We start from the raw sequence: 23,317 nt of genomic DNA, 5'->3' as shown, positions 1-23,317 counted from the left end.
TTTTTATTTAGAAACCAACATTTAAACCTATAGTCCATGACTGTGTTCTTGGGTAAAAGGTACGGGTATCAATACCAGCATCAAACCCGGTATCCTGCAACTCGGGATCCAATCCTTTGTAGCTTGTAATAGTAGCTAAATTTCGTGCAGAGGCATATAGGTAGAGATTTCTCACATAATTATTTTGCATCTTGAAATTGTAACCAAAAGTGATGTTATCCAGTTTCAAGAACGATCCATTCTCTAAGTAATAATCGGAATATTGAGGATCATCATTAATTTTTTTATTTCTATCAAAAGCACTCTCAAATACGTTATTCGGTAGCCACTTCTGATTACCAAAAAACATATCGGCAGTGTTCAAAATGTCGTATTTAAACTTACCTCTGAAAAATACGGTTAAGTCAAAACCTTTATAGGAAAACCGATTGGATAAGGATGCCTGAAATTTAGGTACACCATTACCGATATAGGCCAGATCATTTTCATTGATTTCTGATGCTCTTCCTGTAGAGCCGTCGGCTTTATAAAACAACCACTTCCCTTCGTCGGTAAAACCAGCAAAACGTTTACCGTAGAATGATCCGATCTCTCCGCCCTCTTCCAAACGAATAGCATCACCTAAGTTGCCCGGAGAAGGAAGCCCGCCAAAAGTCATCCAACTACTCTTAAAACGGTCATTAGACATTTTAGTTAGATTGTTTTTTTGGTAGTTTCCAGTAAAATTGATATCCCACTGAAAGTCATTTCTCTGCATTGCAGTTGCTGAAAGCTGTAGCTCGATACCCTTATTGGATACTTCGCCAACGTTGTACCAGATTAAGTTTTTCACAAAAGCCGGCTGTTGCGCTGTGTATTCGTTTAACAAGTCTTTAGTTTTCCTATTATACACATCAACACTACCCGTGATACGATTATCCAATAGACCGAAATCAAGACCAATATTTAACTCGGCTTTTTGTTCCCATTTTAAATTAAGATTAGGGTTCGACGAGGGGCCATAAGTTTGATAGTAATTTCCATTTTGAGGATATACACCTCCAGTAGATAATAAAATCAAAGACTTATAGTTAGGAAATCCTTGGTTACCGGTAACACCATAACCAATTCGTATCTTAAGATCATTCACGATATCCCTATTGGAAAAAAACTCTTCATTACTGATATTCCAACCGGCGGAAACAGCGGGAAAATTCCCCCATTTATTATTATCGCCAAAACGAGAAGATCCTTCGCGACGTAGTATAGCCGTTAAAAAGTAACGAGAATCGTATGTATAATTAACACGTCCGAAAAATGATATTAATTTATTATCCTCTTTGAAGGATCCCAATCCAGGTCGCGGAAGTTTGTCGTTAGATATAGCTGTACCAGCGCCTATATTCCAGTCGAGAAAAGCATCTGTGGTAAAACCACTGTTGGACATCTCAAACCACTCTAAGGTAGAATATTGATAACTATAGCCTAATAACCCCGTAACCTCGTGTTTATCTGCAAACTTCTTTTTGTAATCCGCAGTAATCTCAAATGTTTTACTGTCATTCATTTCGTTCCTCTTGTATGCATAGGCTGTACCCAAATAAGGAGAGTTAGGCCGCTGATCCCAGTCTTTAATGGATCGAAACTGTCTATCGTTCCAACTGTCGCGTACATAAGAACCAAAAGCAGAAACGCTTAAAGACGCTATAATCTGTAACTTTAAGCGGGCATCGCCCGAAAATGTCTGCTGGTTACGTTCTTCAATTCTATTCGCCAAACGGCTTAGCGGATTGAAGTTGTTGTATCCCTGTGTTTCGTAAAAAGATCCATCCTCGTTATATATCGGCGCGGTAGGATTACGCTGTATAGCTTGTTCAAAATACTCGGTCTTACCACCCAATAGATCCGCTTTGTTAAAATTAGCCGCTATATTGGTAGCGAAAGTAAGTCGCTCATTTAAACCTGTTTGTGTAAAACTCAGACGGCCACCAAACTGCTCTCTTTCGTTTTGCTTGGCAATGCCTTTGGCATCTTGATAGTTTAAAGAAGCTCTATAGGTAGATTTATCACTACCGCCACTCGCACTAAAATTATGAAAATGAGAAAAATTATCTTTGTTAATCAGCTCGTTATAAAGATCTGTACTGTGTCCGATATCTAGCGAGGGACGATTCTGCCCCTCAACAACTAATGCTCTAAATCGATCTGCTGAAAGCATAGACGGCCTTCTAGCGACAGACTCTATTTGCCCGTAGGTTTGATAATCAAAAAAAGATGTTCCTGCTTTTCCTCTTTTGGTAGTTATTAAGATAACACCACCATTGCCCCTTGTTCCATAGATTGCTGCTGCCGAACCATCTTTAAGCACGTCAATAGACTCGATATCGCCCTGTTTAACTAAATCCAAGTTACCTCCAGGTATACCATCGATAACAATCAAAGGCGAATTTCCTCCCTTCATAGAGGCCATGCCACGTAATTGGATACTGGAGCCAGAATTGGGATTGCTACCTTGTGTACGTGTAATGTTCAATCCCGCGACTTTGCCCTGCACTAGATCCATCGGGCTCCGCATGCCTCCTTGATTAAAGTCTTTCTCTTTTATGGAAGCAACAGCTGAAGTAATCTCGCTCTTTCTCTGTGAACCATAACCAACCACCACTACTTCGTCCAGTGTTGAGCTATCGGCAGTTAATGTGATAGTTAGAGCGGAGCCAGAAACTGTAATCTCACGAGCGGTATAGCCCATGTAAGAAACTATTAAAATCTCCCCGACTGCGGCTTGTATTTGAAAACGCCCATTTGAATCGGTCTGTGTAGCAACTTTGCCTCCTTTTAAAGAAACTGTGACTCCAATAAGAGGTTCTCCTGTCTCTCCATCATGAACAACCCCCGAAACAGACTGAACACTTTGTGCCACAGAAAATCCACTGGCTGAAAATTTGGGGGTCGTCAGTGCATAAATCGGACTGACATCGGTGCTGAATAGAGCGAATGGTAGTAATAGCCAGGAATTTCTCTTGGTTTTAAAATTGATAAATTTTCTCATAAGTAATCGGTTAGTGCTTGTACATAAGTTTAGTTTGTTAAAAATAATTGTTAATCAAAATAACAACTCCTACGATGGTTTTATTATTTAGTAAGTCTATATTATAAACTATAAATGCACTTCAAATCGGGTTAAAAAAACCACTTGAACACATACTAACTACCAAATTCTGCTCCTCGCTGCTTTGAATCAAATAAAAGGAAATACAGCTTCAGAAGCTCAAGACACCTTCTCCTTTATCCCAAATAATTTGTTGCAAAAGATTACATCTAAAACAACCATATTTGGATCCGTGATGCGAGAAAAGCTAAACTTCAGTTAGTTATTATATACATTAATAATGAGCTGAAGTACTTCAAATAATTAGCAATTTGAAGATACGGCTCATTGTCAAATGAACTTGTTAATCAAATGTTATTCGCTTGTTAACAACTTGTTAATAGATAGAAATTAGGTGCTTGGTGCCCTAAAAATGAACCCGACTTTATAAACGGTTTCTAGCTGTACATTACGAGAGTAAGACAATAACTTGCGTATTCGAGAAACAAAAACATCTAAGCTTCGGCCAAGAAAGTAGTCGTTCTCGCCCCAAACAGCCAACAAGATGTCTTCTCTCCTCAAAACACGATTTGTATTTAAGGCAAAATATTTCCAAACCTCAAACTCTCGCTCTGTTAGGCTGACCTGGTGTTTGTTGGGAAATGATAACATCATTTGATCTTGGAGCAATCGAATATCTCCAATAATCAAATCAGAAGTTTGACGCACCTGTTGACGGTTTATAATATTATGAATACGCCAGGAAAGCTCTTCAATATCGAATGGTTTTGTAACGTAATCTTCTCCGCCAAGCTTTAATCCTCGGATCTTACTTTCTTTATTATCTCGAGCTGTTAAAAATATAAATCGCTGTTGAGGATAGATTAACAGTACCTTTCGTAGCAACTCAAAACCATCCATATCGGGCATCTGAATATCTACCAAAAGAAGGTTAAAAGTATTCAATTGTAATGAGGACAAAGCTTCTGTAGCGTTTTTGCTCCAGGTGATATCAAACCCGGATGATCGCAAGTAATAGGTAGTCTGCTCGCCGAGGTCTAAATCGTCTTCTATCAAAAGAATCTTGTTTTTCATAATGTACTTTATTTATACTTTGGGATTGTAATTTTAAAAGTAGTACCTGTATTCAGTTTGGATCTAACCTCAATTGTCCAATTATGTGTAACAACCAACCGTCTTACATAATAAAGACCTAAGCCTATACCACCCCGATTTCTAGATGTTTTACCTTGATAAAAACGATCAAATACCCGCTTTTGATCTTCTTCTGAAATACCTATACCATTATCGGATACAGATAACGACAATCTATCATCTATTTCTTTTAGTTCCACTATTACTTGAATAAAGTCAGAATCATTAAACTTGACCGCATTTTGAACCAAATTAATTAAAACAGTTGTAAAAAGAAACAAGTTGTATTTGATGTAAAGGTCTTTTGCCTCTAAATGCGAGTGAATAATGATCTTCTCGTTCAGTTGGAATTTTAACCGAAGATCATTTAATACAGTCTCAAGATCTTGAACTATGGGCTGCTCTGTCTTCTCAATGCATACTGGATCAAACATGCTCGCGTAGATAACCTTATCCATGAGGTTGTTTAAACGATCTGATTGCCTCTCGATAATAGACAAGCCCGATATTATGGTGTCCATACGCAGTTTATCTACTGCTTCACGTTGAAGGTTCTTAACACAGACTTTAATGGTCGATATCGGGGTTTTATATTCATGGGTTATGCTATTGACAAAATCACTGATTATTTCGTTCATTTTTTTTTGCTTTATCCAATTGTTGAATGTTACAAAGTATACAAATAACAGGAGTAGAATACTGATACCTGAAAGAAATAATAGCGGTAAAATCCCAATGAGGGTATGCCAAATAGCGTGATCTTGTTGAATATACAATGCAAAACCAAACCTGTAGGTATAAGGAATCGGATCGGAAACGGTAATAGTGGATACTAGGCTGGAAGGATGAACAATATCCCATTTGCCCGAAAGTAAGGTTGGTTGAAAAGCTTGATCGGGTTTGTACCCAAAAGGTAGATACTCTTTGCCATCAAAAGTGATCAAAAAGGTGTGTATCACTAATGTGTGGTCAATAGTATCGGCATCTAAACCTTGCTCAAGGTAAATATTGTACAGGAGGGAATCGATGTTATTATCTTTTTTCAAAGCTACTAGAATGTCTCGATAGAGATCATTACTGATAGTATAAAGTTTTGAACTGTTTGCTTGATGTAGCATTTCCAGTTCTTTTAGCATTTCTACCGACAGGATGCTATCAATGATATGTTGCCCTCCTGGAAATAGCTTATCATTAATGATGGCTTTTTCATACGCAGCCTTTATCCGCTCTTTCTCAACGCGAAATAGCTCGGTATTTTTGGTCTCGTATGCGTCTGAAATAAGCTTATAATGCAGTCCTAATAAAATAATAAAACAGAGGCTTGCCGTAACTTTTAACATAGTACTGGACAACAAGCGCTCTTTCGTCTTCTTTAGCATGAAATAATTAGTTAGTATTTCTCAAACCTAAATAAATCGCATAATATTTACCAATAACGTGTTACAAAAGCAGCACTATTAACAAGTCGTTAACAATCCGGAGGAATCAGTTCTTTAGTTTTTTTCTCATTTTGCATAAAGAAAGCTTTTAATAAAGTTCGTAATGATGAAAATGCTAAATATTGATTAATATAAACGGTTTTATGAAAACATTTCAAATTATTGAATCAAATGAAAACTATGATGCAATAGTTGTAGGTTCGGGGGCTGGAGGTGGTATGGCAGGATATATACTTGCCCATGCTGGCTTAAAGGTACTTATGCTCGAGGCAGGGCCTTTTTACGACCCAGCGATAGACGCTTTACAGCTCCGCTGGCCATGGGAATCACCGAGAAGAGGGGCTAGCACAACTAGGCCGTTTGGTGATTTTGATGCCGCATATGGTGGTTGGCAAATAGATGGCGAGCCTTACAGCAAAACAAATGGGACAGAATTTGAATGGTTTCGAGCCCGGATGTTAGGTGGAAGAACTAACCACTGGGGCAGAATTTCGTTACGAATGGGCCCCGATGACTTTCAACCAAAGGATGACCTCACTGACGCATGGCCGATTACCTACGATGAAGTGAAGCCTTATTACGATCGCATAGACCGTATGATAGGTATTTACGGTACTGTAGAAGGTATACATAATGAACCTGATGGGATTTTCTTAAAACCACCTAAACCACGCTTGAATGAGCTCTACATCCGTAAAGGAGGTGCAAAAGCTGGAGTCCCAGTAATTGCAGGCCGCGGTTCTGTACTGACAGAGCCTTTGCCCGGAGCGAAAGACCGAGGCACATGTTTCTATTGCGGGCAATGTGGCCGGGCATGTAAGGTATATGGCGACTTTTCGTCTTCATCGTGCTTGGTTATTCCAGCGATGAAAACTGGTAATCTCAAGGTTATTGATAATGCCATGGTACGGGAAGTACTGACAAATGACGAAGGGCAAGCTATCGGTGTTTCTTATGTGGATACTAAAGACCTGCAAGAGTATACTGTAAAAGGTAAAAAGATAATATTAGGAGCTAGTGCGTGTGAAAGTGCACGTTTAATGCTGAATTCTAAATCAACGGCGCACCCTAACGGTATTGGAAATAGCTCAGGCTTGGTGGGGAGATATCTACACGACTCGACAGGAGCCGGTCTTAGTGGTTTTCTTCCTCAACTCCTAGATAGAAAAAGGTACAATGAGGATGGTGTTGGTAGCGTACACATATACTCACCCTGGTGGTTAGACAACAAAAAACTAGATTTCCCCAGAGGGTATCATATTGAATATGGAGGAGGAATGCGGATGCCGTCCTACGGAATTTTTGGTGGAACAGCTGAGTTGGGAGATAAAATCCCTAGTAAAGACGGAAAACCAATGGGAGAAATGGGATATGGCAGTGGATTGAAAGAACAATATAGACGTTTTTATGGTTCAAATGTGGGTATGGCCGGTCGCGGTACAGCGATAGCAAGAATAGACAACTACTGCGAAATAGACCCTAATAAGGTGGATAAATTCGGTATTCCAATATTGCGTTTCAATTATAAATGGGCAAATGAGGAAATTCTCCAAGCGAAGCACATGCAAGAAACTTTCCAATCTATTATGCACGAAATGGGTGCAGTTATAACATCTAAAATACATGGCGCAGATACACTCTATGGTCTAGAAGCTCCAGGGAAAATCATACATGAAGGCGGTACGACACGTATGGGAAATGATCCAAAAAAATCTGTGTTAAACAAATGGGGACAGGCACATGACTGCAAAAATCTATACGTGGTAGATGCAGGACCTTTTGTACAACAGGGAGACAAAAACCTAACATGGACTATCCTAGCCCTCTCTATGCGTACGGCAGAATACATACTTGAAGAAAATAAAAAATTAAACAGCTAATGCTATGAATAGAAGAGATTCACTAAAAGCACTTGGTTTTCTAGCAGCAGGAACTGGAATTCTTACAAAATCTTGTAGCCAAGAAAAACAAAGCAATAGTTCGAATGCAACAAAAAATCTTAACGATAAGTTGCCCGGTATTCAAGACTTTGAACATGAAAGAAATTTAAACTTATACGAAGAGCAGTTTTTTTCTGAACATGAGATGGCTACCATTACAATACTGGCAGACTATATTATTCCAAAGGACGACTTTTCAGGGAGTGCTTCGGAAGCTGGCGTGCCCGATTTTATAGAGTTTATGGTTAAAGATATGCCAGAATATAAAACGCCGATGCGAGGCGGGCTAAAATGGATAGATATCCGTTGCCAAAAAAAATTTGGGCAGGCATTTAAGAACTGTAAAGAAAACCAGCAGGTAGCCCTCTTGGATGAGATCGCTTTTCCTTCGAAAAACAATCCTGAAGTGGAGCAAGGTGTTAATTTTTTTAAGACTCTACGGAATTTAACCGCATCAGGATTTTATACCTCGAAGATTGGAATTGATGATTTAGGTTATGTGGGCAACAAACCGGGAGTTTGGACTGGTGTGCCGGAAGACGTATTGAAAGAGCATGGATTTAGTACGAATGAGGGGTAAATAGAAGCTTATGTGATTTCCAAAGGTTATTAAATCCAAATGGGAATGTCCCACCGTCGAATGTGTAACGCCTATTGGGGAGGATAAGGTAATAGCCTCTATAACAAAAAAGATAGGTATTGTCTTTTCCAAACCAATGAAAGATGGCACCTCGATAAAGTTTTCCGAAAAAGGTAGAGCGTACTTTCCTCTCGAAAAGATCATAGGTTTTAGCGAAGACAGAAAGACGCTATGGCTTGAATTGAATATCCAGAAAGATAAAGCGTACGAATTTGTCGTTACCGATAGGGCATTCCAGTCTGAAGATGGATACCCTCTAAAAGAGACAGAATATTTAATTCAATTTGAGATATGTAACCTGGCATCGTTATCATTAATCTTTATTTAAAGATTGATCAACAATTTATTAAAGACCAGTGCGTCATATTTGACCTTAAGATTTGATTATAGCAGGATAATTGTAATCTTTGTGTAGTTATAACATGCAAATTATGGACACCATAAGATATTATCCTCTAGGCGATCGATCTGTCGTCTTGTCTTTTGGTGACCATATTTCGGAAGAAGTGAACATACAGATAAGAAAAGTAGTAGCTTGTCTTGCGAACTGGACTAAGTCTGGTATCGTGGAGTATGTGCCCGCCTATACGACAATAACCATCTACTACGATCCGCTGACGATTCGATATGAGGAGCTAATCAAATCGCTCTCCGACGTATTAAAAAATATACCGGAACAGCAGCCCCAATCCATTATGGTAAAGGAAATCCCGGTTTATTACAATGGTCCTGATCTGGCATACGTGGCACAGTATAATGGGCTGAGCGTGGAAGAAGTAATCCGTATACATAGTAAGAATGAGTATCTGGTATACATGATCGGGTTCGTACCCGGTTTTCCGTATTTGGGTGGTATGGATAGCAGTATCGCGACACCACGCAAAGAAGTGCCCCGACTGAAGATCCATGCCGGAGCGGTGGGTATTGCGGGACAACAGACCGGTATCTATCCTATGCAAACACCAGGAGGTTGGCAGATCATAGGTCATACACCACTACGACTGTTTGATGTGCATCGGGATAAACCATCCTACTTGGAAGCTGGTGATCGGCTACGGTTTGTGACTGTCGATAAAGAAGATTTTGAGCATTTAATACAGGACAATTATGGGTATTAGGGTGTTCAAAGCGGGGCTACTGACGAGTATACAAGATCTCGGTCGATACGGGTACCAACGATATGGGATAGCGGTATGCGGTGCTATGGATACCTGGGCATTGCAGCTGGGAAACGCCATCCTAGCCAACAAAGAGGGAGAGGCTGCGATAGAGTGTACGAATCTGGGGCCTACGCTCTATTTTGAGAAAGACCAATTGATTTGTATAACTGGAGGCGACCTATCTCCTACCATAGATGGAACACCTATAGCGATGTGGAAGCCGGTTTTTGTACCGCAAGGAGGAGCGCTTTCTTTTGGAAAAACTGTTTCGGGATGTCGCAGTTATATCTGTTTTTATGGAGGACTGGACATTCCTGAGGTATTAGAAAGCCGCTCCACGTATATCAAAGCCGGAATAGGCGGATATGAGGGCCGAGCATTAAAGAAACACGATCATATCGGATTTCGTAGCCCTTATGTGGGGGCAAAAACTGAGTTTAACTGGCAGATGAATCCTTCTCTATACGGTGATCTTGCCATCCGGACGATCCGGGTCACGGCGGGCCCACAATTTGAGCGCTTTGATACGTCTGCGCATCTAGACTTCCTGTCCGGTACTTTTACTTTAAACCGTGCTTCTGATCGTATGGGATATCGCTTGGAATCTAATCCACTACGTCTCAAAGAAAAAACGGAGATGTTGTCCTCGGCAGTCACGTTTGGTACCATTCAGGTACCACCTCAGGGAAATGCCATCGTACTGATGGCCGATCATCCTACCACGGGAGGATACCCCGTGATCGCTCAGGTGGCGACTATAGACCTGCCTTTGCTAGCGCAGATGGCACCAATGGATCAGATTGATTTTAAATTTATTACAATTGATGAGGCGCAAGAATTATTACGTCTCCGCTTCAAAAACTTACAGCAATTAAACCGTGCAATAGCGTTCAAGTATGACGAATAAATACACAGTAGACCTCAACTGCGATATGGGTGAGAGTTTTGGCCCTTGGGCAATGGGTGATGATAAAGCTATACTACCTTATGTGTCGTCGGTAAATATAGCCTGTGGTTTTCATGCGGGCGATCCTTCGACCATGATGCGTACCTTACAACTGGCGGCGGCCTATCCTATACGGATAGGTGCTCATCCTGGATTTCAGGACCTACTGGGTTTTGGCAGAAGGGAAATACAGGTCACACCGCGCGAGGTTTATGAACTGATGGTGTACCAGATAGGCGCTCTTGCAGCGTGTGCCAAGACAAAAGGACTGAAACTCCAGCATGTCAAACCGCACGGGGCACTCTACAATATGGCTGCACGGAAGCGCGACCTTGCCGATGCCATCGCACAGGCGGTATTTGATATAGATCCCGGATTGATTCTATTCGGCCTATCGGGGAGTGAGTCGATCACCGCAGGAAGGGGAAAAGGGCTGACTGTATACAACGAAGTATTTGCTGACCGTACCTACCAGCACGATGGTAGCCTAACACCTAGACAAGATGCAGATGCGCTAATCCATGACTACAGACGAGCTGCACAGCAGGTGATCCGAATGATCAAGGAGGGGAAAGTAATATCAATGCAAGGGCTTGAGGTGGATATACAGGTGGATACCATATGTCTGCACGGGGACAATGCGGAAGCAATTCTATTTGCTAGAAAGATAAATGAACAATTAATAGCTGAGGATATAGAAATCAGATGACCAAAAAAAATACGTCAGCGCTCATTGGTGCAGCACTATTGATGGCTACATCGGCAATAGGTCCAGGCTTTTTGACACAGACAACTGTTTTTACCAAATCGTTGGGCGCCAGTTTCGGCTTCGTGATATTGATATCCATCCTCATAGATATCGGTGTGCAATTAAATATCTGGCGCATTATTGCAGTATCCGAGATGCGTGCTCAGGATATTGCCAATAAGTTGTTGCCTGGTCTAGGTGTCTTTCTTTCATTGCTAATTATTCTGGGCGGTCTGGCTTTTAATATTGGCAATGTAGCCGGAGCTGGACTGGGGCTCGAAGCGTTGTTCGGTATCCCTGTGACCACCGGAGCTATATTATCTGCTTTTATCGCTATTGCTGTATTTTTAAACAGACAGATCGGAAAGGCCATGGATCGCTTTACCCAGGTTATGGCGGGTATTATGATCTTGGCTATTGTTTACATTGCAATCATAGCAAGTCCACCGGTAGTTGAAGCAGCCTTAAGAACGGTGCTACCGCTCAAGATCGACTTTATCGCTATCATTACATTGATAGGGGGCACGGTAGGTGGGTACATCACCTTTGCCGGCGGACACCGTTTGGTCGATGCGGACATCAAGGGAAAGGAGGCTTTGCCCGAGGTTAGCAGAAGTGCAGTAATGGGGATATCGGCAGCATCGCTAGTGCGTATCTGTCTATTTTTGGCGTCATTGGGTATTATACAACAAGGCTTATCGATTGACGATAGCAATCCGACGGCTTCTGTATTTCAGCTTGCTGCCGGAAACTTTGGTTACCGATTGTTCGGTCTCGTTATGTTTGCCGCGGCGGTGACATCTATCATCGGATCGGCATACACCTCCGTTTCTTTCATCAAATCATTTAGCACGAAGATCGCTAAAAATGAAAATTGGGTTATCATCGGATTCATTCTGATTTCGACGATGCTATTTATCGTGCTGGGCAAACCAGTTAATCTCCTGATTATGGCTGGAGCAATCAACGGAATTATATTGCCTATTTCGCTGTCGGTAATGCTGATTGCAGCTTATAAACCAACAATTGTCGGCTCGTATAAGCAGCCTCCATTATTGACGCTAGTGGGAGCAATAATAGTGGTTTTGATGGCTTATATGAGTATCCGGGTGCTAATAGATGTGCTTTAAGCTTCTTTTCGCATTTTGTTTCGGTAGGCCATGTCATTGGCCATTCCATCAGGAAATGAGAAAGGTTGTGATATTTATCCCACAACCTTTCCTATTATTACAGATTTGATACATCTTATTTTTTCTCAGCATAACTCGCCGGATCCAATGCCTTGGGCGACCAGTTTTCTAAGAAGCCTACTACCCTCTTCGTATCATACCCGTGCCCCTGTTCTAGGTGTGCCGTGTTTTGGGTATGCAGACGGTTACCTTTGGCATCGAGAATAACAAATACAGGAAATCCGAAACGTTGAGGGTAACCTAATGAAGACAACAACTTCTCGTTTTTTTGTTCTTTGCTGTAGTTAACATGGACAACTACGTAGTTTTTGTCGAAGGCTGTTTTGACGGTATCATTTTCATGGGTGTATTTATTAAACAACAGGCACCAGCTACACCAGTTACCTCCGATTTGCAGAAACACGTGTTTGTTTTCGGTTTTAGCCTGTTTAAGTGCAGTGGCTATCTCAGCTTCGGCATTGGCATTGGGGTTATAGACTGTGGCTTGCTGGCCCTTTGTGATGAAGACACAAAAGAGCAAAAATGAAAATGTAATAAGGCGCATAACTGAAATTTTAGTGCTGTAAGTAAGCTTGTTTCCAATATTAATGAAAAATTCTGATAATCGGAAGTAAGCGGGGATTGTGTCCCATATTCGGATAGTATTCTCCGGTATCGGCTCAGGCTATTCGCTTCCCTAAAATTTTGAGGCTATGCTCCACGCCGTCAAGTAAAGCGATATCAGGAAGTGTAGCCCATTCTTCAAAACCTAGATACTTAAACAATTTAATACTGGGCTCATTGTGCGCAAAAATAAAACCAAGCACAGTCTTCACACCAAAATTTTGCGCTTTTTCTAAAGAGTGTTGAAGAATGTCTTTTCCTAAACCTTGTCCTCTTTGTGATTCGTGTATATAAATACTGATTTCCACGGTTGCGTCATAAGCTGGTCTCCCATAAAATGACTGAAAACTCACCCAACCGATTATTTTTGTAGAATCGTCTTCTATAACCCATAGTGGTCTTTTCTCCGGATTATGCCGATCGAACCACCCTAATCTACTATCAACAGAAACCGGGACCGTATCTGCAGTAACCATCCTTGAAGCGATGGTCGAATTATAGATATCTACGATCTCGTTTAGATCTGCTTTGTTGGCATCTCTATATGTTAGCCTCATATTATTTATTTTAAATCGTTTGTCCTGGTCTTTAGTAATACTTTATAAAGTAATCATCTCTTTTTTCATCATTATATCAGTCTGCTCGTCTTCGGCTATTACGAAAATATGCTTATCAAACTCTACAAATCCATTTCTTTGATAGAATCGGATGGCTCGTGGATTTTCCTCCGAAACACCCAGCCAGACATAGCTGACCCTCTTTTCTTTAGCTACATCTATTGCTTTATCATACAGGAATCTGTCCTACTTTCTTACCGTGGTAGTTTTGAAGCACGTAAATACGTTCTATTTCTAAGCTACTACTACTGTCTTTCAATTCTGTTTGTGAAGTTCCAAAATTTAGTTTCAAATAACCAATAACGTTTTCATCTTCGACGGCAAAATAAAACCCTGAGTCTTCATCGTTCAATTCTTCAGTCAGCTTTTCAGCAGAAAAACCCTCTTCTAAATATTTTACCATGTTCTCTTATGTATTGCATTTGTATTGACTTTATATGATTTCAAACCGTGTATACTGAGTCGATCCACTTTGATTTTTCGATTGGACCGAGAGGCAGCCAGCACTTCATTTCCAAAATGATGCTAAATCAAACTTACGAATACATTTATTCTCTTTATTGATCATTCTGCAATTTTCTGTTTCATGGCATCAAGAGTCCTAAAGACTCTCTATCCAAATAAATACTCCTTTTTTCCGTTCTATCACAATCGTACAAGATTCTCTGATCAAATGGAGTAATCAAATATCAAAAACAACTGATCATAATATCTGTTTATACTATTGAAATCCAATTGATTTGATATTGGGTACATGATAAAAACAAATCATTAAATTAAAAATTGTATTATGAAAACATTATTTTATCAGGCTTGCATCACATTGCTTCTATTTTGCCAATGTGCCTCTTCAAGTATCATCACCGGGGCTTGGAAGGCTCCCGCTGTAGGCGACACAAAGTACAAAAAGGTTTTTGTCGCAGCGTTGACTGAAAACGTACCGGCACGTCAGAAGGTAGAGGACGAAATAGCGAACGCAATACAGATGCTTGGAACAAATACCGTAAAAAGCATCGAAGTGTTTCCTCCAGATTTTAATAAAACGGGAACAAAGAAATCAGATCTGGCGCTGAGAAGAATTGCGGAAACAAATAGTGACGCCATCTTGACTATTGCCTTATTGGACCAAACTTCAGAAAGTCGATATGTGCCCAATACCAGTATCTATCCTGTAACCAGATTTGGATACTACGGCACATTTGGAGGTTATTATGACTTTTGGTATGGCAACTATAATGACGGATACTATACTACAGATAAGACCTACTACCTCGAAGCCAATCTATATGACGTGAGAACGAATAAGCTAATCTGGTCTACACAATCTGAAACATACAATCCTAGCTCATTGGATAGTTTTTTAAAAGGATATAAGAAAGCAATCATCGATCAATTGAAAAAAGACAACGTACTATCAACTAATTAAAAAATCTCCATTTGACAAGAGAGAAGGCTATCATGCATCCCACAATTTAGCTATCTGAGGGATACAAGCTAAAAGTGCTTTCAACTTTGGTTTCGAAAACTGGCTCAATTGTTCTTCTATAAAACTATCAACCCGGTCGTACCGACGTATGGTTTACATGACAAGTTCATGAAGCATATCGTCCCCCTTCTTCTCGCCTATCAATACATGCAGGAAGCTCTTGCCATCATGCACTAGCTTCCTGCAAAAGGACTCCCAAAAACACCCACAGCCAACTCTGCCCAAACAACTGCAAGTATCAGTATTGCAAGAAAAATTAACCCGTACCGCAAATACCTTTTGCTGACAAGCCGAATCAGCAACTCGCAAAACAGACCTGTCACCGTCAATAAAAAAGCCGCTATTATGAAATCTGAAAACGTCCACTTGACTTCGGATGAAAATTGCATAGCGATCAAGGGAATCGACAAAATGGCTGCTATTCCAACTGCACCCATTTTTACTCTGTTGTTTATTATGGTCATGTCAAACGTAATTAAAAGTACTTTGATTCACAAAGTAACTGAATAAATGATTAGTATCAAAATATTTTTTTTTCTAACCGTCTGTATATTAACTACCCTGCATGAACGCACTTGTTATTGTCACAACGATCAACAAGGAATTCTTCATGGTGAGATAGTCGAGAAACTTGGCTTCAGCTATCGATGCGAGAGTCCAGATCTATCGTTGTTTATCTGTACTAAATGCTTTACAGCGCTCGTCATATTTTCAGGACTTACCTTTGATAACGTCACGAATGTACAGCCATTGAAGACTGCAAATTGTTTCATCCGTTCGGCAAAAGACTTACCCCATAATTCAAAATCTATTTGCGAATTTTCAATATGAAGGTGTATAATTTCAAGCTTCCTTTCTTTTCGGTGCGCTTTGCAATCTACTCTACCTAAAAATGTGCAGCTAAATAGGATCGGTAGGCAAAAATACCCGTACTGTCTTTTCTCCTTTGGTGTATAACATTCGATACGATAATCAAAATCGAAAAATTGCTTAACCCGGTCACGGTGTATAATAGAATTATCGAAGGGGGATAACAGCTTAATTTCCAAAAAATTCTTACATGCTCGCTTCTCCATTAAATCATTTAATACAAAAATAGAAGGGAAACCTTCAATATTGATTTTTTCTATTACTCGATCTTCAAGCATAGTATTTAAAATTTCTCTTACATTTTTTCTTATCGCTTCGCCTGCTTTAAGATGAGTTATTTGTCTGACAGTCGTCCATCCATAGGCCTTCAAGTATGTATTTACTAAATACGAGGCAAACTCGACGGGAGTAGGTACGGTCAAATCAATATCATGAGGTAACACTCTCTCAGGGATATCGTATGTCTTTTGCATGCCATTACGTTCTGAAATCAGCAAATCGCCCTGTAAGAAAAGACGCTCTAAAGCAACTTTAGCTGGTTTCCATTCCCACCAACTTCCTCCCTTTTTGGCTACGCTTTTAAAGTCTCTTGTTTTTTTCGGCCCTTCAGAACGAATAGTATCTATAACATACTTCATCACTCTAGAGTCTGCATTGTAATAATGAGACTCGTTGTGTCTGACCTTTGACATCTGGGGTAATACAAATCGGAAGTCCTTTATAGGAAGATAAGATGCGGCATGAAACCAATATTCAAATACTTTACGTTCTTTCACCAGTTCATCCAAATAGATGGTAGCGTAGTCCGGAACTCTTGTCCAGAGTACGTGGTGATGTGCTCTTTCAACAATCGATAAAGTATCAATTTGTAAATAACCAAGCTGTTCCAATGTACTGAGCACGGCATTTTTCCCTGTTCCGAATGGTGATTTGGACAGTAATCCCTGACTGGATAACGTAATCCGTTGTAACTCCTGTATTGTCAATGTTCTTTGTGAATTATTAAAACTGACTTTTTACCTAAAAACTAGTTTTACCGCTATAGTGTCTTCTTTTATCATTTTCTATCACAAAAGTACAATATGCCTACGACAACCCTATGACAAGAGTCCTCAATGCTTCTTTTACCCCCTGACTTAAAAATAAAATAGAAGGGGTAAAAAATAATTTACTACTCCAAAACGAAGAATACCGTGAAGTAGAGGATACAAATTTTAGAGCTTTGCCCAAAGAGATAAAACTGAAAGCGGAGAAAATGCTGAAAGTTGCAAAAAGTCAACTTTAATGAAGCGGCTGGAATAGAAGAAAGCCGTATTTCTTAACGAAATACGGCTTATAATCTCAAGTAATCCGTTTGTTATTAATTCAAAACTTCGATCTTTTTGACCGCTCGGTGCTCTACTCCATACATATCGGTAACCCGAACTTCAACAGTATGTGTGCCGGCTTTTAAATTGGGTAATTTCATTTCCCAAAGATGTGTTGAATTTACAGCATCGGAAGGTCTACGTCCTTCAATAAGCGCTGTTGCGTTATCAAATTTCAAGACATCATATTGGTAACTTGGATCTGTCGTCTCCACACGATTCATTGCTTTCCAATCTTTACCATCCAGACTATACTCCACTACATCTTCCGTGCGTCCCATAAAAAAGTTTGCATATACTTTATATCGTCTTGCATGTTTACTTTTAACGGCACTTGGAGCTATTAGATTAATCTGATATTCGCTATTATGACCAGCTACTTTATAATCAAAAGCATAAGAGTTATCGCTAATATTCATAATCGCATACCCTTTAGGTGTACCATCTCGCATGGTAGATGCCGGTACCCCTTGATGGTTCATCTGCCCAGAGTACCAATCGCCTGATGTAGTACCCACGTTATACTCATGGTGTGGCTTCGTCTGATGCCAACCTTCAGATTTCCCATAAAAGTTCTGTTGTTGATAATGTGTATGTGCGGAAAGGGAAACGGTATTAGGGAAGTCCTTTAAGAGATCAAAAAGACGTTGTCTATCTTCATTACGAAATACGTCCGAGTTTTTGTGAACTAACGGAATATGAAAAGCTAAAACAATAAGCTTTTCTTTTGGTACATACCTTAAATCATTCTCTACAAAGTCGAGTTGATCTTTGCGAAAACCTCCAAGATAGCCTTTTCCACTACGCGGATTGGGATAGATGATATTATCTAAAATAATAAAGTGCGCATTGCCGTAATTAAACGAATAGTTATTGGGACCAAAGTTCAACTCGAAACTTTCATCTGATAATGAATCTGCGACTACATCATAATTCATATCGTGATTGCCCATTACATTGTACCATGGTAATCCCATACCTGCAATTGTCTCTTTATAAGGCTCGTGAAGCGTTAAATCATCTCCAACAAGATCGCCTAAACTGACTCCAAACAAAAATCGCTCTTTGTTTACTATATCATCGACGATACCTTTTTTGAAAAATTCAAGTTCCTCTTTGGTATATGCCTGTGGGTCACCAAAGACCAATGCTTTGAAATCTGTAGGCTCTTGCTGTGCATACACCGGAAAGTTCAAAGACTTAGGTAGCTGACCTGTGGCTTCAGCTGTTGTGTGTTTTAACTTTGGAGATCCAAAAGGTTTATGTATATAGTAAAAAAGGGGACGATGCTGCTTATCTTGAGGAAAGACGTAATCTTTGGGTTTGATCACAAAGATTATGTTATCATTTTTTACCGGAAGGCTATAATTACCTTTGCTATCGGTCTGTACAACATCTCTACCGTTACTAACGCTAACACCTCCCACTCCGACTTCACTCTTTTCGCGTTTGCCATTTTTATTGGCATCAACAAAGACGGTTCCTTTTACCACTTCTTGCGCCTGCACGATTCCTGTACAAAGCAATACTCCAGCTAATAAATACTTAATGTTCATATAATAATTCGTTTCTCAAAAATACGCTTAAGAAACGAATTGCAATTTAAGATACTATTAAGTAAATGTTAAAAACAAACAATGCGGGCTATCTATTGCTTAGCTTGGTATACAAGTCGACCACAAACTCCAATTGTTGGCTCTGATTCAAGTCGGAATTATCTAATACCACAGCATCTTCGGCTTGTCTTAAGGGGCTCTCGGTACGTGTGCTGTCGATATGGTCTCTATGAGCTAAGTTAGCTTTTACCTCTTCCATAGTTACCTGTTCTCCTTTCGCTGTCAATTCGGCATAGCGTCTCTCTGCCCGCACGTTTGGATCGGCTGTCATAAAGATCTTGAGATCTGCGTCTGGGAATACAGTAGTACCGATATCACGCCCGTCCATCACAATATTACGCTTCTGCCCCAGTTTCTGCTGTTGAGACACCATCGCCTGACGTACCTCTTTTATCGCACTCACCTCACTGACATTGTCCGATATCTCCATCTTCCGGATATCTTCGGAAACATCTTCATTATTAAGAAAAATCTGCACTTTGTCGGTATTAGGTACAAAGTCAATATGAATATCTTCTAAAGCAGTCACAACGGCGTCGTGATCAGTATAATCAATCGTGTTACGTAAGAAATATAAAGTCACTGCTCTGTACATGGCTCCGCTATCCACGAAAACAAAATTCAGTTTTTTTGCTAAAGCTTTTGCAATAGTGCTCTTGCCACATGAGGAGAAGCCATCTATCGCTATAATAAAATTTTTTCTTGCCATAATGTGATTACGAATTTCCTCCTATTAAAACTCCTGGCTTATTAACCAAAGGAACCTTGGATAGATTTTCGTCAACTATGCTTTCAGGTAAAAAAATATATTTTTTATCATAGATAGTATCATCAATATAATAACTTAGCCAATATTCATTGGTCAGGCCAAAAACCTGCTGATCTATCGCTTCTATACGAATTGAACTATTTGCAGCTACATCTCCAATAAAATGACGTAAAGTGGTTGTCTTTACTTCTCTTTCATCTTTCAGACCATAGCCCTTAGAAGTCACAAAGACATTTCTTAACGGTAGTTCCTTCTCATTCACCAAATACACATTCCATGATTTTTGGGTAGGAGAATCGCTTTCGAGTACAACGGCTATAGAAATGTCTTCTACAATATTAATCGGCAAATCTTTCTTCATCTGCTACTTCTTTTTTGTTGCGGCTTTCTTCGTTGCAGGTTTCTTTGTTATTTTTTTTACAGTTTTACCAGCTTTAGGGTCTTCTGCTGCCCATTTTAAAACATCCTCATAAGTGATTGCTGATACGTCTGTCCCTTTAGGAATTTTGATATTCTGTTTTTCCAATCGAATAAATGGGCCCCATCGTCCATTTTCAATCTGGGCTTTTGGATTTTCGTCAAAGACGCGTATTACTTTTTCAATATCTTTCTGTCTTTTCTCTTTAATAATTGCTATAGCCTGCTCTTCGGTCACGTCTAAAGGATCTACTCCTTTGGGTAAGGAGTAAAATGCAGACTCATGCTTGATGTAAGGTCCAAAACGTCCTATAGCGACCGTCATTTCCTTTTCTTCAAATTGACCCACCTTTTTAGGAAGCTTAAATAACTCCATTGCTTCTTCAAAAGTTATCGTTTCGATCATCTGTCCCTTGCGTAAAGATGCAAAGCGTGGCTTTTCCTCGTCATCGGCTGTTCCGATCTGAACCAATGGTCCGAAACGGCCTACACGTACACTAACAGGCTTTCCTGTTTCTGGATCAGTACCGAGCTCCCGCTCGTTGGTCGCTCTTTCGGCATTTTCCAACGTATCCTCTACCTCATGATGAAAAGGACGATAAAACGCTTCTAGCATATCGGTCCACTCCTTACTGCCCTGAGCGATCTCATCGAATTCTTTCTCAACACGAGCCGTAAAGTTAAAGTCCACAATACCTTTAAAATGTTCTACTAAAAAGTCGTTAACTAATACACCTATGTCTGTAGGAAAAAGCTTATTACGCTCTACTCCTGTCATTTCGGTCTTTAATACTTCACTAATCTCAGTTCCGACCAATCGAAGTACGTTGTAATCACGCGGCTTACCATCACGATCCTCCTTAATTACGTAACCACGATTTTGAATAGTAGAAATAGTCGGTGCATATGTAGAAGGTCTTCCGATCCCCAACTCCTCCAATTTCTTTACCAAAGAAGCCTCTGTATAACGGGCAGGAGGACGAGAGAATCGTTCAGTGGCCGTCATCTCGTTGAGCGTTAACACTTGCCCCTGCTCTAAAGGTGGTAACAATGCATTGTCCGCATCCCCATCCGCAACCACATCATTTTCCTCGTCCGTAGACTCCATATACACCTTCAAGAAGCCGTCGAATCGCATGATTTCACCGGTTGCGGTCAATTCCTCTTTCCGTGTAGAAATATCAATCTTGGCCACAGTCTTTTCAAACTCTGCTTCACTCATTTGCGAAGCAATAGCGCGCTTCCAGATCAACTCGTATAAACGTCGCTCGGAAGCATCCCCGTCGATAGAGTGTTCTGAAAAGTAAGTCGGCCGTATAGCTTCGTGTGCTTCCTGTGCTCCTGCGGCTTTTGTTTTATATTTCCTTAGCTTGTGGTACTTCTCCCCATAAGCATTTACAATCTCATTTTCGGCCGCTTGAATTGCGGTATCTGATAAATTAACCGAATCGGTACGCATATAAGTGATCCGTCCAGCTTCATACAGCCGCTGCGCGACCTGCATAGTCCTAGCAACTGAAAAACCTAACTTACGGCTAGCCTCCTGTTGCAACGTCGAAGTTGTAAAAGGTGCAGCTGGATTTCTTCGGGCAGGCTTTTTCTCTAATGATGCAATCGAAAAATCAGCTTTCATGCAGTCATTTAAAAACAACTTCGCATCTTCTTTTTTATCAAAACGTTGTGGTAGCTCGGCTTTGAAAAACTCCTTCCCCTTGCCTGTATAAAAAATAGCGACAATTTTAAAAGCTGCTTCCGCATTAAATTTATTTATTTCGCGTTCACGCTCTACAATAACACGTACAGCCACTGACTGTACACGTCCAGCAGAAAGTGATGGTTTTACCTTTCTCCAAAGCACAGGAGACAATTCAAACCCCACAAGTCTATCAAGTACCCTACGTGCTTGTTGGGCATATACTAGGTTATAGTCTATTTTTCGTGGGTTTTCAATAGCGCTTAATATGGCTGGTTTTGTAATTTCATGAAATACGATACGCTTGGTCGCATCTTCCTTGAGCCCTAATGTTTCGAACAAATGCCATGAAATGGCCTCTCCCTCGCGGTCCTCATCGGACGCTAACCATACTGTTTCTGCAGTCTTTGCTAATTTCTTCAACTCGCTGACAACAGCCTTTTTATCGGCAGGAACTTCATATTTTTGTTCAAACTTATTATCGGTATCGATAGCGTCATCCGTCTTCACCAAATCACGGATATGTCCGTAACTAGACTTTACCAGAAAATCACTTCCTAAATATCCTTCTATCGTTTTAGCCTTTGCTGGCGACTCTACTATCAATAAATTTTTAGCCATTAACTTTATAAGATTTCTGCAAATATTACTATTTCAAAATGGAATGACAATTATTTTTACCAATAATATTGTAAAACTTCGTTATATCATCCAATGCCCTGACAAAACATCCAAGAGATAAAAACAAGCAAAAACAACAGAAGCAATCCCATTTGTCGTCATAAATGCTCTGTCCACCCGCGACAAATCGGTAGGACTCACTATTCGATGCTGATAAACCAACAATGCGCCATAAAATGCCACTCCAATGTAATAAAGAATCCCTACTTGGATAAATAACGCAGGAAGTAGCACGAAAACAAATGATAACAGGTGTAATATTTCGGAGATTCTTAACGCATTCTTTGCCCCAAAATTGGCCGGTATGGATTGCAACTTGTGCTTACGGTCAAAATCCTCATCTTGTAATGCATAAATAATATCAAACCCACTGACCCAGGTTAGCACTGCTAAACCATACCATATAGGTACTAAATCAAACTGGCCTGTTACGGCAAGATAAGCGCCCACGGGAGCAAGTCCCAAACCTAACCCTAAAACAAAATGACAAAGCGGCGAGATGCGTTTCATATAAGAATAGAACAAAACGACAAACAACGCAATCGGCGATAATAACAAACACATCGGATTAATAAAGTAGGTAGCAACTACAAAAACTATACAATTAACAACTGTGAATGTTAAAGCTGCAGAGGGACTGATTTTGCCGGCCGGAATATCACGTACAGCTGTTCTCGGGTTGAGCGCATCTACATCTCTATCTAAATATCTATTGAATGCCATGGCAGCATTACGTGCTGTAACCATACATAACAGCATCAGAAAGAACAGCTTCCACTCAAAATTATATACTGTAGTCGATACCGCTAAAAAAAAACCAATAACTGCAAAAGGAAGTGCAAAGATGCTATGCGCAAAAAGCACCAACGACATATATTTTTTCATATGTGTATAATTATTTCATGAGCTCGCA

22 protein-coding genes are annotated in these 23,317 nt (G+C 40.2%); 8 read left to right on the top strand and 14 right to left on the bottom strand.

Annotation, left to right across the window (positions count from 1 at the left end; translation table 11 throughout):
- Positions 1 to 7: 7 nt before the first annotated feature.
- The 3 genes from G7B18_RS18780 to G7B18_RS18770 all read right to left on the bottom strand — a co-directional run bounded on the left by G7B18_RS18780 (position 8) and on the right by G7B18_RS18770 (position 5,601).
- Positions 8 to 3,028: a SusC/RagA family TonB-linked outer membrane protein gene (locus G7B18_RS18780; protein WP_164113037.1), complete on the bottom strand. Its 3,021-nt coding sequence runs from the start codon at positions 3,026 to 3,028 to the stop codon at positions 8 to 10.
- Positions 3,029 to 3,478: 450 nt separating this feature from the next.
- On the bottom strand, positions 3,479 to 4,162 hold the full coding sequence (locus G7B18_RS18775; RefSeq protein ID WP_164113036.1) for a response regulator transcription factor: 684 nt from the start codon (positions 4,160 to 4,162) through the stop codon (positions 3,479 to 3,481).
- Between the two features lie 8 nt (positions 4,163 to 4,170).
- On the bottom strand, positions 4,171 to 5,601 hold the full coding sequence (locus G7B18_RS18770) for a sensor histidine kinase (protein WP_164123756.1): 1,431 nt from the start codon (positions 5,599 to 5,601) through the stop codon (positions 4,171 to 4,173).
- A 203-nt stretch (positions 5,602 to 5,804) separates the two neighbouring features.
- On the opposite strand from G7B18_RS18770, the gene G7B18_RS18765 reads away from it, so the two are divergent.
- The 7 genes from G7B18_RS18765 to G7B18_RS18735 all read left to right on the top strand — a co-directional run bounded on the left by G7B18_RS18765 (position 5,805) and on the right by G7B18_RS18735 (position 12,225).
- Positions 5,805 to 7,541 carry a GMC oxidoreductase gene (locus G7B18_RS18765; protein WP_164123754.1) on the top strand — a complete coding sequence of 579 codons (1,737 nt, stop codon included), beginning with the start codon at positions 5,805 to 5,807 and terminating at the stop codon, positions 7,539 to 7,541.
- A gap of 4 nt (positions 7,542 to 7,545) precedes the next feature.
- On the top strand, positions 7,546 to 8,181 hold the full coding sequence (locus G7B18_RS18760; protein ID WP_164123751.1) for a gluconate 2-dehydrogenase subunit 3 family protein: 636 nt from the start codon (positions 7,546 to 7,548) through the stop codon (positions 8,179 to 8,181).
- Positions 8,182 to 8,317: 136 nt separating this feature from the next.
- Complete coding sequence (locus tag G7B18_RS18755; protein ID WP_164113031.1) at positions 8,318 to 8,569, top strand: hypothetical protein; 252 nt, start codon at positions 8,318 to 8,320, stop codon at positions 8,567 to 8,569.
- A gap of 103 nt (positions 8,570 to 8,672) precedes the next feature.
- Positions 8,673 to 9,359: a 5-oxoprolinase subunit PxpB gene (pxpB, locus tag G7B18_RS18750; protein ID WP_164113030.1), complete on the top strand. Its 687-nt coding sequence runs from the start codon at positions 8,673 to 8,675 to the stop codon at positions 9,357 to 9,359.
- A complete protein-coding gene (locus tag G7B18_RS18745; protein WP_164113029.1) occupies positions 9,349 to 10,308 on the top strand; it encodes a biotin-dependent carboxyltransferase family protein in 960 nt (319 codons plus the stop codon). Before pxpB ends, G7B18_RS18745 begins: the two co-directional genes overlap by 11 nt.
- Complete coding sequence (locus G7B18_RS18740; protein WP_164123749.1) at positions 10,298 to 11,056, top strand: LamB/YcsF family protein; 759 nt, start codon at positions 10,298 to 10,300, stop codon at positions 11,054 to 11,056. Before G7B18_RS18745 ends, G7B18_RS18740 begins: the two co-directional genes overlap by 11 nt.
- The gene (locus tag G7B18_RS18735; protein ID WP_164113027.1) at positions 11,053 to 12,225 is read left to right on the top strand and encodes an NRAMP family divalent metal transporter; all 1,173 of its coding nucleotides are present in this window, start codon (positions 11,053 to 11,055) and stop codon (positions 12,223 to 12,225) included. Before G7B18_RS18740 ends, G7B18_RS18735 begins: the two co-directional genes overlap by 4 nt.
- Before the next feature lie 115 nt (positions 12,226 to 12,340).
- Here G7B18_RS18735 and G7B18_RS18730 read toward each other — a convergent pair whose 3' ends face one another.
- From G7B18_RS18730 to G7B18_RS19270, 4 genes are all read right to left on the bottom strand, one after another.
- Positions 12,341 to 12,829: a thioredoxin family protein gene (locus tag G7B18_RS18730; protein ID WP_164113026.1), complete on the bottom strand. Its 489-nt coding sequence runs from the start codon at positions 12,827 to 12,829 to the stop codon at positions 12,341 to 12,343.
- Between the two features lie 115 nt (positions 12,830 to 12,944).
- The gene (locus tag G7B18_RS18725) at positions 12,945 to 13,445 is read right to left on the bottom strand and encodes a GNAT family N-acetyltransferase (RefSeq protein ID WP_164113025.1); all 501 of its coding nucleotides are present in this window, start codon (positions 13,443 to 13,445) and stop codon (positions 12,945 to 12,947) included.
- Positions 13,446 to 13,487: 42 nt separating this feature from the next.
- Positions 13,488 to 13,667: a GNAT family N-acetyltransferase gene (locus G7B18_RS19275; RefSeq protein WP_262886619.1), complete on the bottom strand. Its 180-nt coding sequence runs from the start codon at positions 13,665 to 13,667 to the stop codon at positions 13,488 to 13,490.
- A gap of 7 nt (positions 13,668 to 13,674) precedes the next feature.
- Complete coding sequence (locus G7B18_RS19270) at positions 13,675 to 13,908, bottom strand: GNAT family N-acetyltransferase (protein ID WP_262886574.1); 234 nt, start codon at positions 13,906 to 13,908, stop codon at positions 13,675 to 13,677.
- Between the two features lie 387 nt (positions 13,909 to 14,295).
- Between G7B18_RS19270 and G7B18_RS18715 the strand changes: the two genes are divergently transcribed.
- Positions 14,296 to 14,931 (top strand): hypothetical protein, encoded by a 636-nt coding sequence (locus G7B18_RS18715; protein ID WP_164113024.1) that lies wholly within the window; start codon positions 14,296 to 14,298, stop codon positions 14,929 to 14,931.
- 233 nt (positions 14,932 to 15,164) lie between these two features.
- Here the strand turns inward: G7B18_RS18715 and G7B18_RS18710 are convergent, their stop codons facing one another.
- The 7 genes from G7B18_RS18710 to G7B18_RS18680 form a co-directional block, all read right to left on the bottom strand.
- Entirely contained in the window at positions 15,165 to 15,455 is a 291-nt protein-coding gene (locus G7B18_RS18710) for a hypothetical protein (RefSeq protein ID WP_164113023.1), read from the bottom strand.
- Positions 15,456 to 15,632: 177 nt separating this feature from the next.
- Positions 15,633 to 16,847 (bottom strand): winged helix-turn-helix domain-containing protein, encoded by a 1,215-nt coding sequence (locus G7B18_RS18705; protein WP_164123747.1) that lies wholly within the window; start codon positions 16,845 to 16,847, stop codon positions 15,633 to 15,635.
- 374 nt (positions 16,848 to 17,221) lie between these two features.
- Complete coding sequence (locus tag G7B18_RS18700) at positions 17,222 to 18,784, bottom strand: calcineurin-like phosphoesterase C-terminal domain-containing protein (protein WP_164123745.1); 1,563 nt, start codon at positions 18,782 to 18,784, stop codon at positions 17,222 to 17,224.
- Between the two features lie 88 nt (positions 18,785 to 18,872).
- Positions 18,873 to 19,553: a (d)CMP kinase gene (gene cmk, locus G7B18_RS18695; protein ID WP_205600366.1), complete on the bottom strand. Its 681-nt coding sequence runs from the start codon at positions 19,551 to 19,553 to the stop codon at positions 18,873 to 18,875.
- Positions 19,554 to 19,560: 7 nt separating this feature from the next.
- A complete protein-coding gene (locus tag G7B18_RS18690) occupies positions 19,561 to 19,974 on the bottom strand; it encodes a hypothetical protein (protein ID WP_164113020.1) in 414 nt (137 codons plus the stop codon).
- Positions 19,975 to 19,977: 3 nt separating this feature from the next.
- Positions 19,978 to 22,344, bottom strand: a complete 2,367-nt coding sequence (gene topA / locus G7B18_RS18685; RefSeq protein WP_164113019.1) for a type I DNA topoisomerase — start codon at positions 22,342 to 22,344, stop codon at positions 19,978 to 19,980.
- Positions 22,345 to 22,425: 81 nt separating this feature from the next.
- Entirely contained in the window at positions 22,426 to 23,289 is an 864-nt protein-coding gene (locus tag G7B18_RS18680; RefSeq protein ID WP_164113018.1) for a UbiA-like polyprenyltransferase, read from the bottom strand.
- Positions 23,290 to 23,317: the final 28 nt, after the last annotated feature.

Source organism: Sphingobacterium sp. xlx-130, from assembly GCF_011007405.1.
Lineage (GTDB): Bacteria > Bacteroidota > Bacteroidia > Sphingobacteriales > Sphingobacteriaceae > Sphingobacterium > Sphingobacterium luzhongxinii.
Note: the sequence above shows the minus strand (reverse complement) of the source record. Positions and strands in the feature narration are given on the sequence as shown.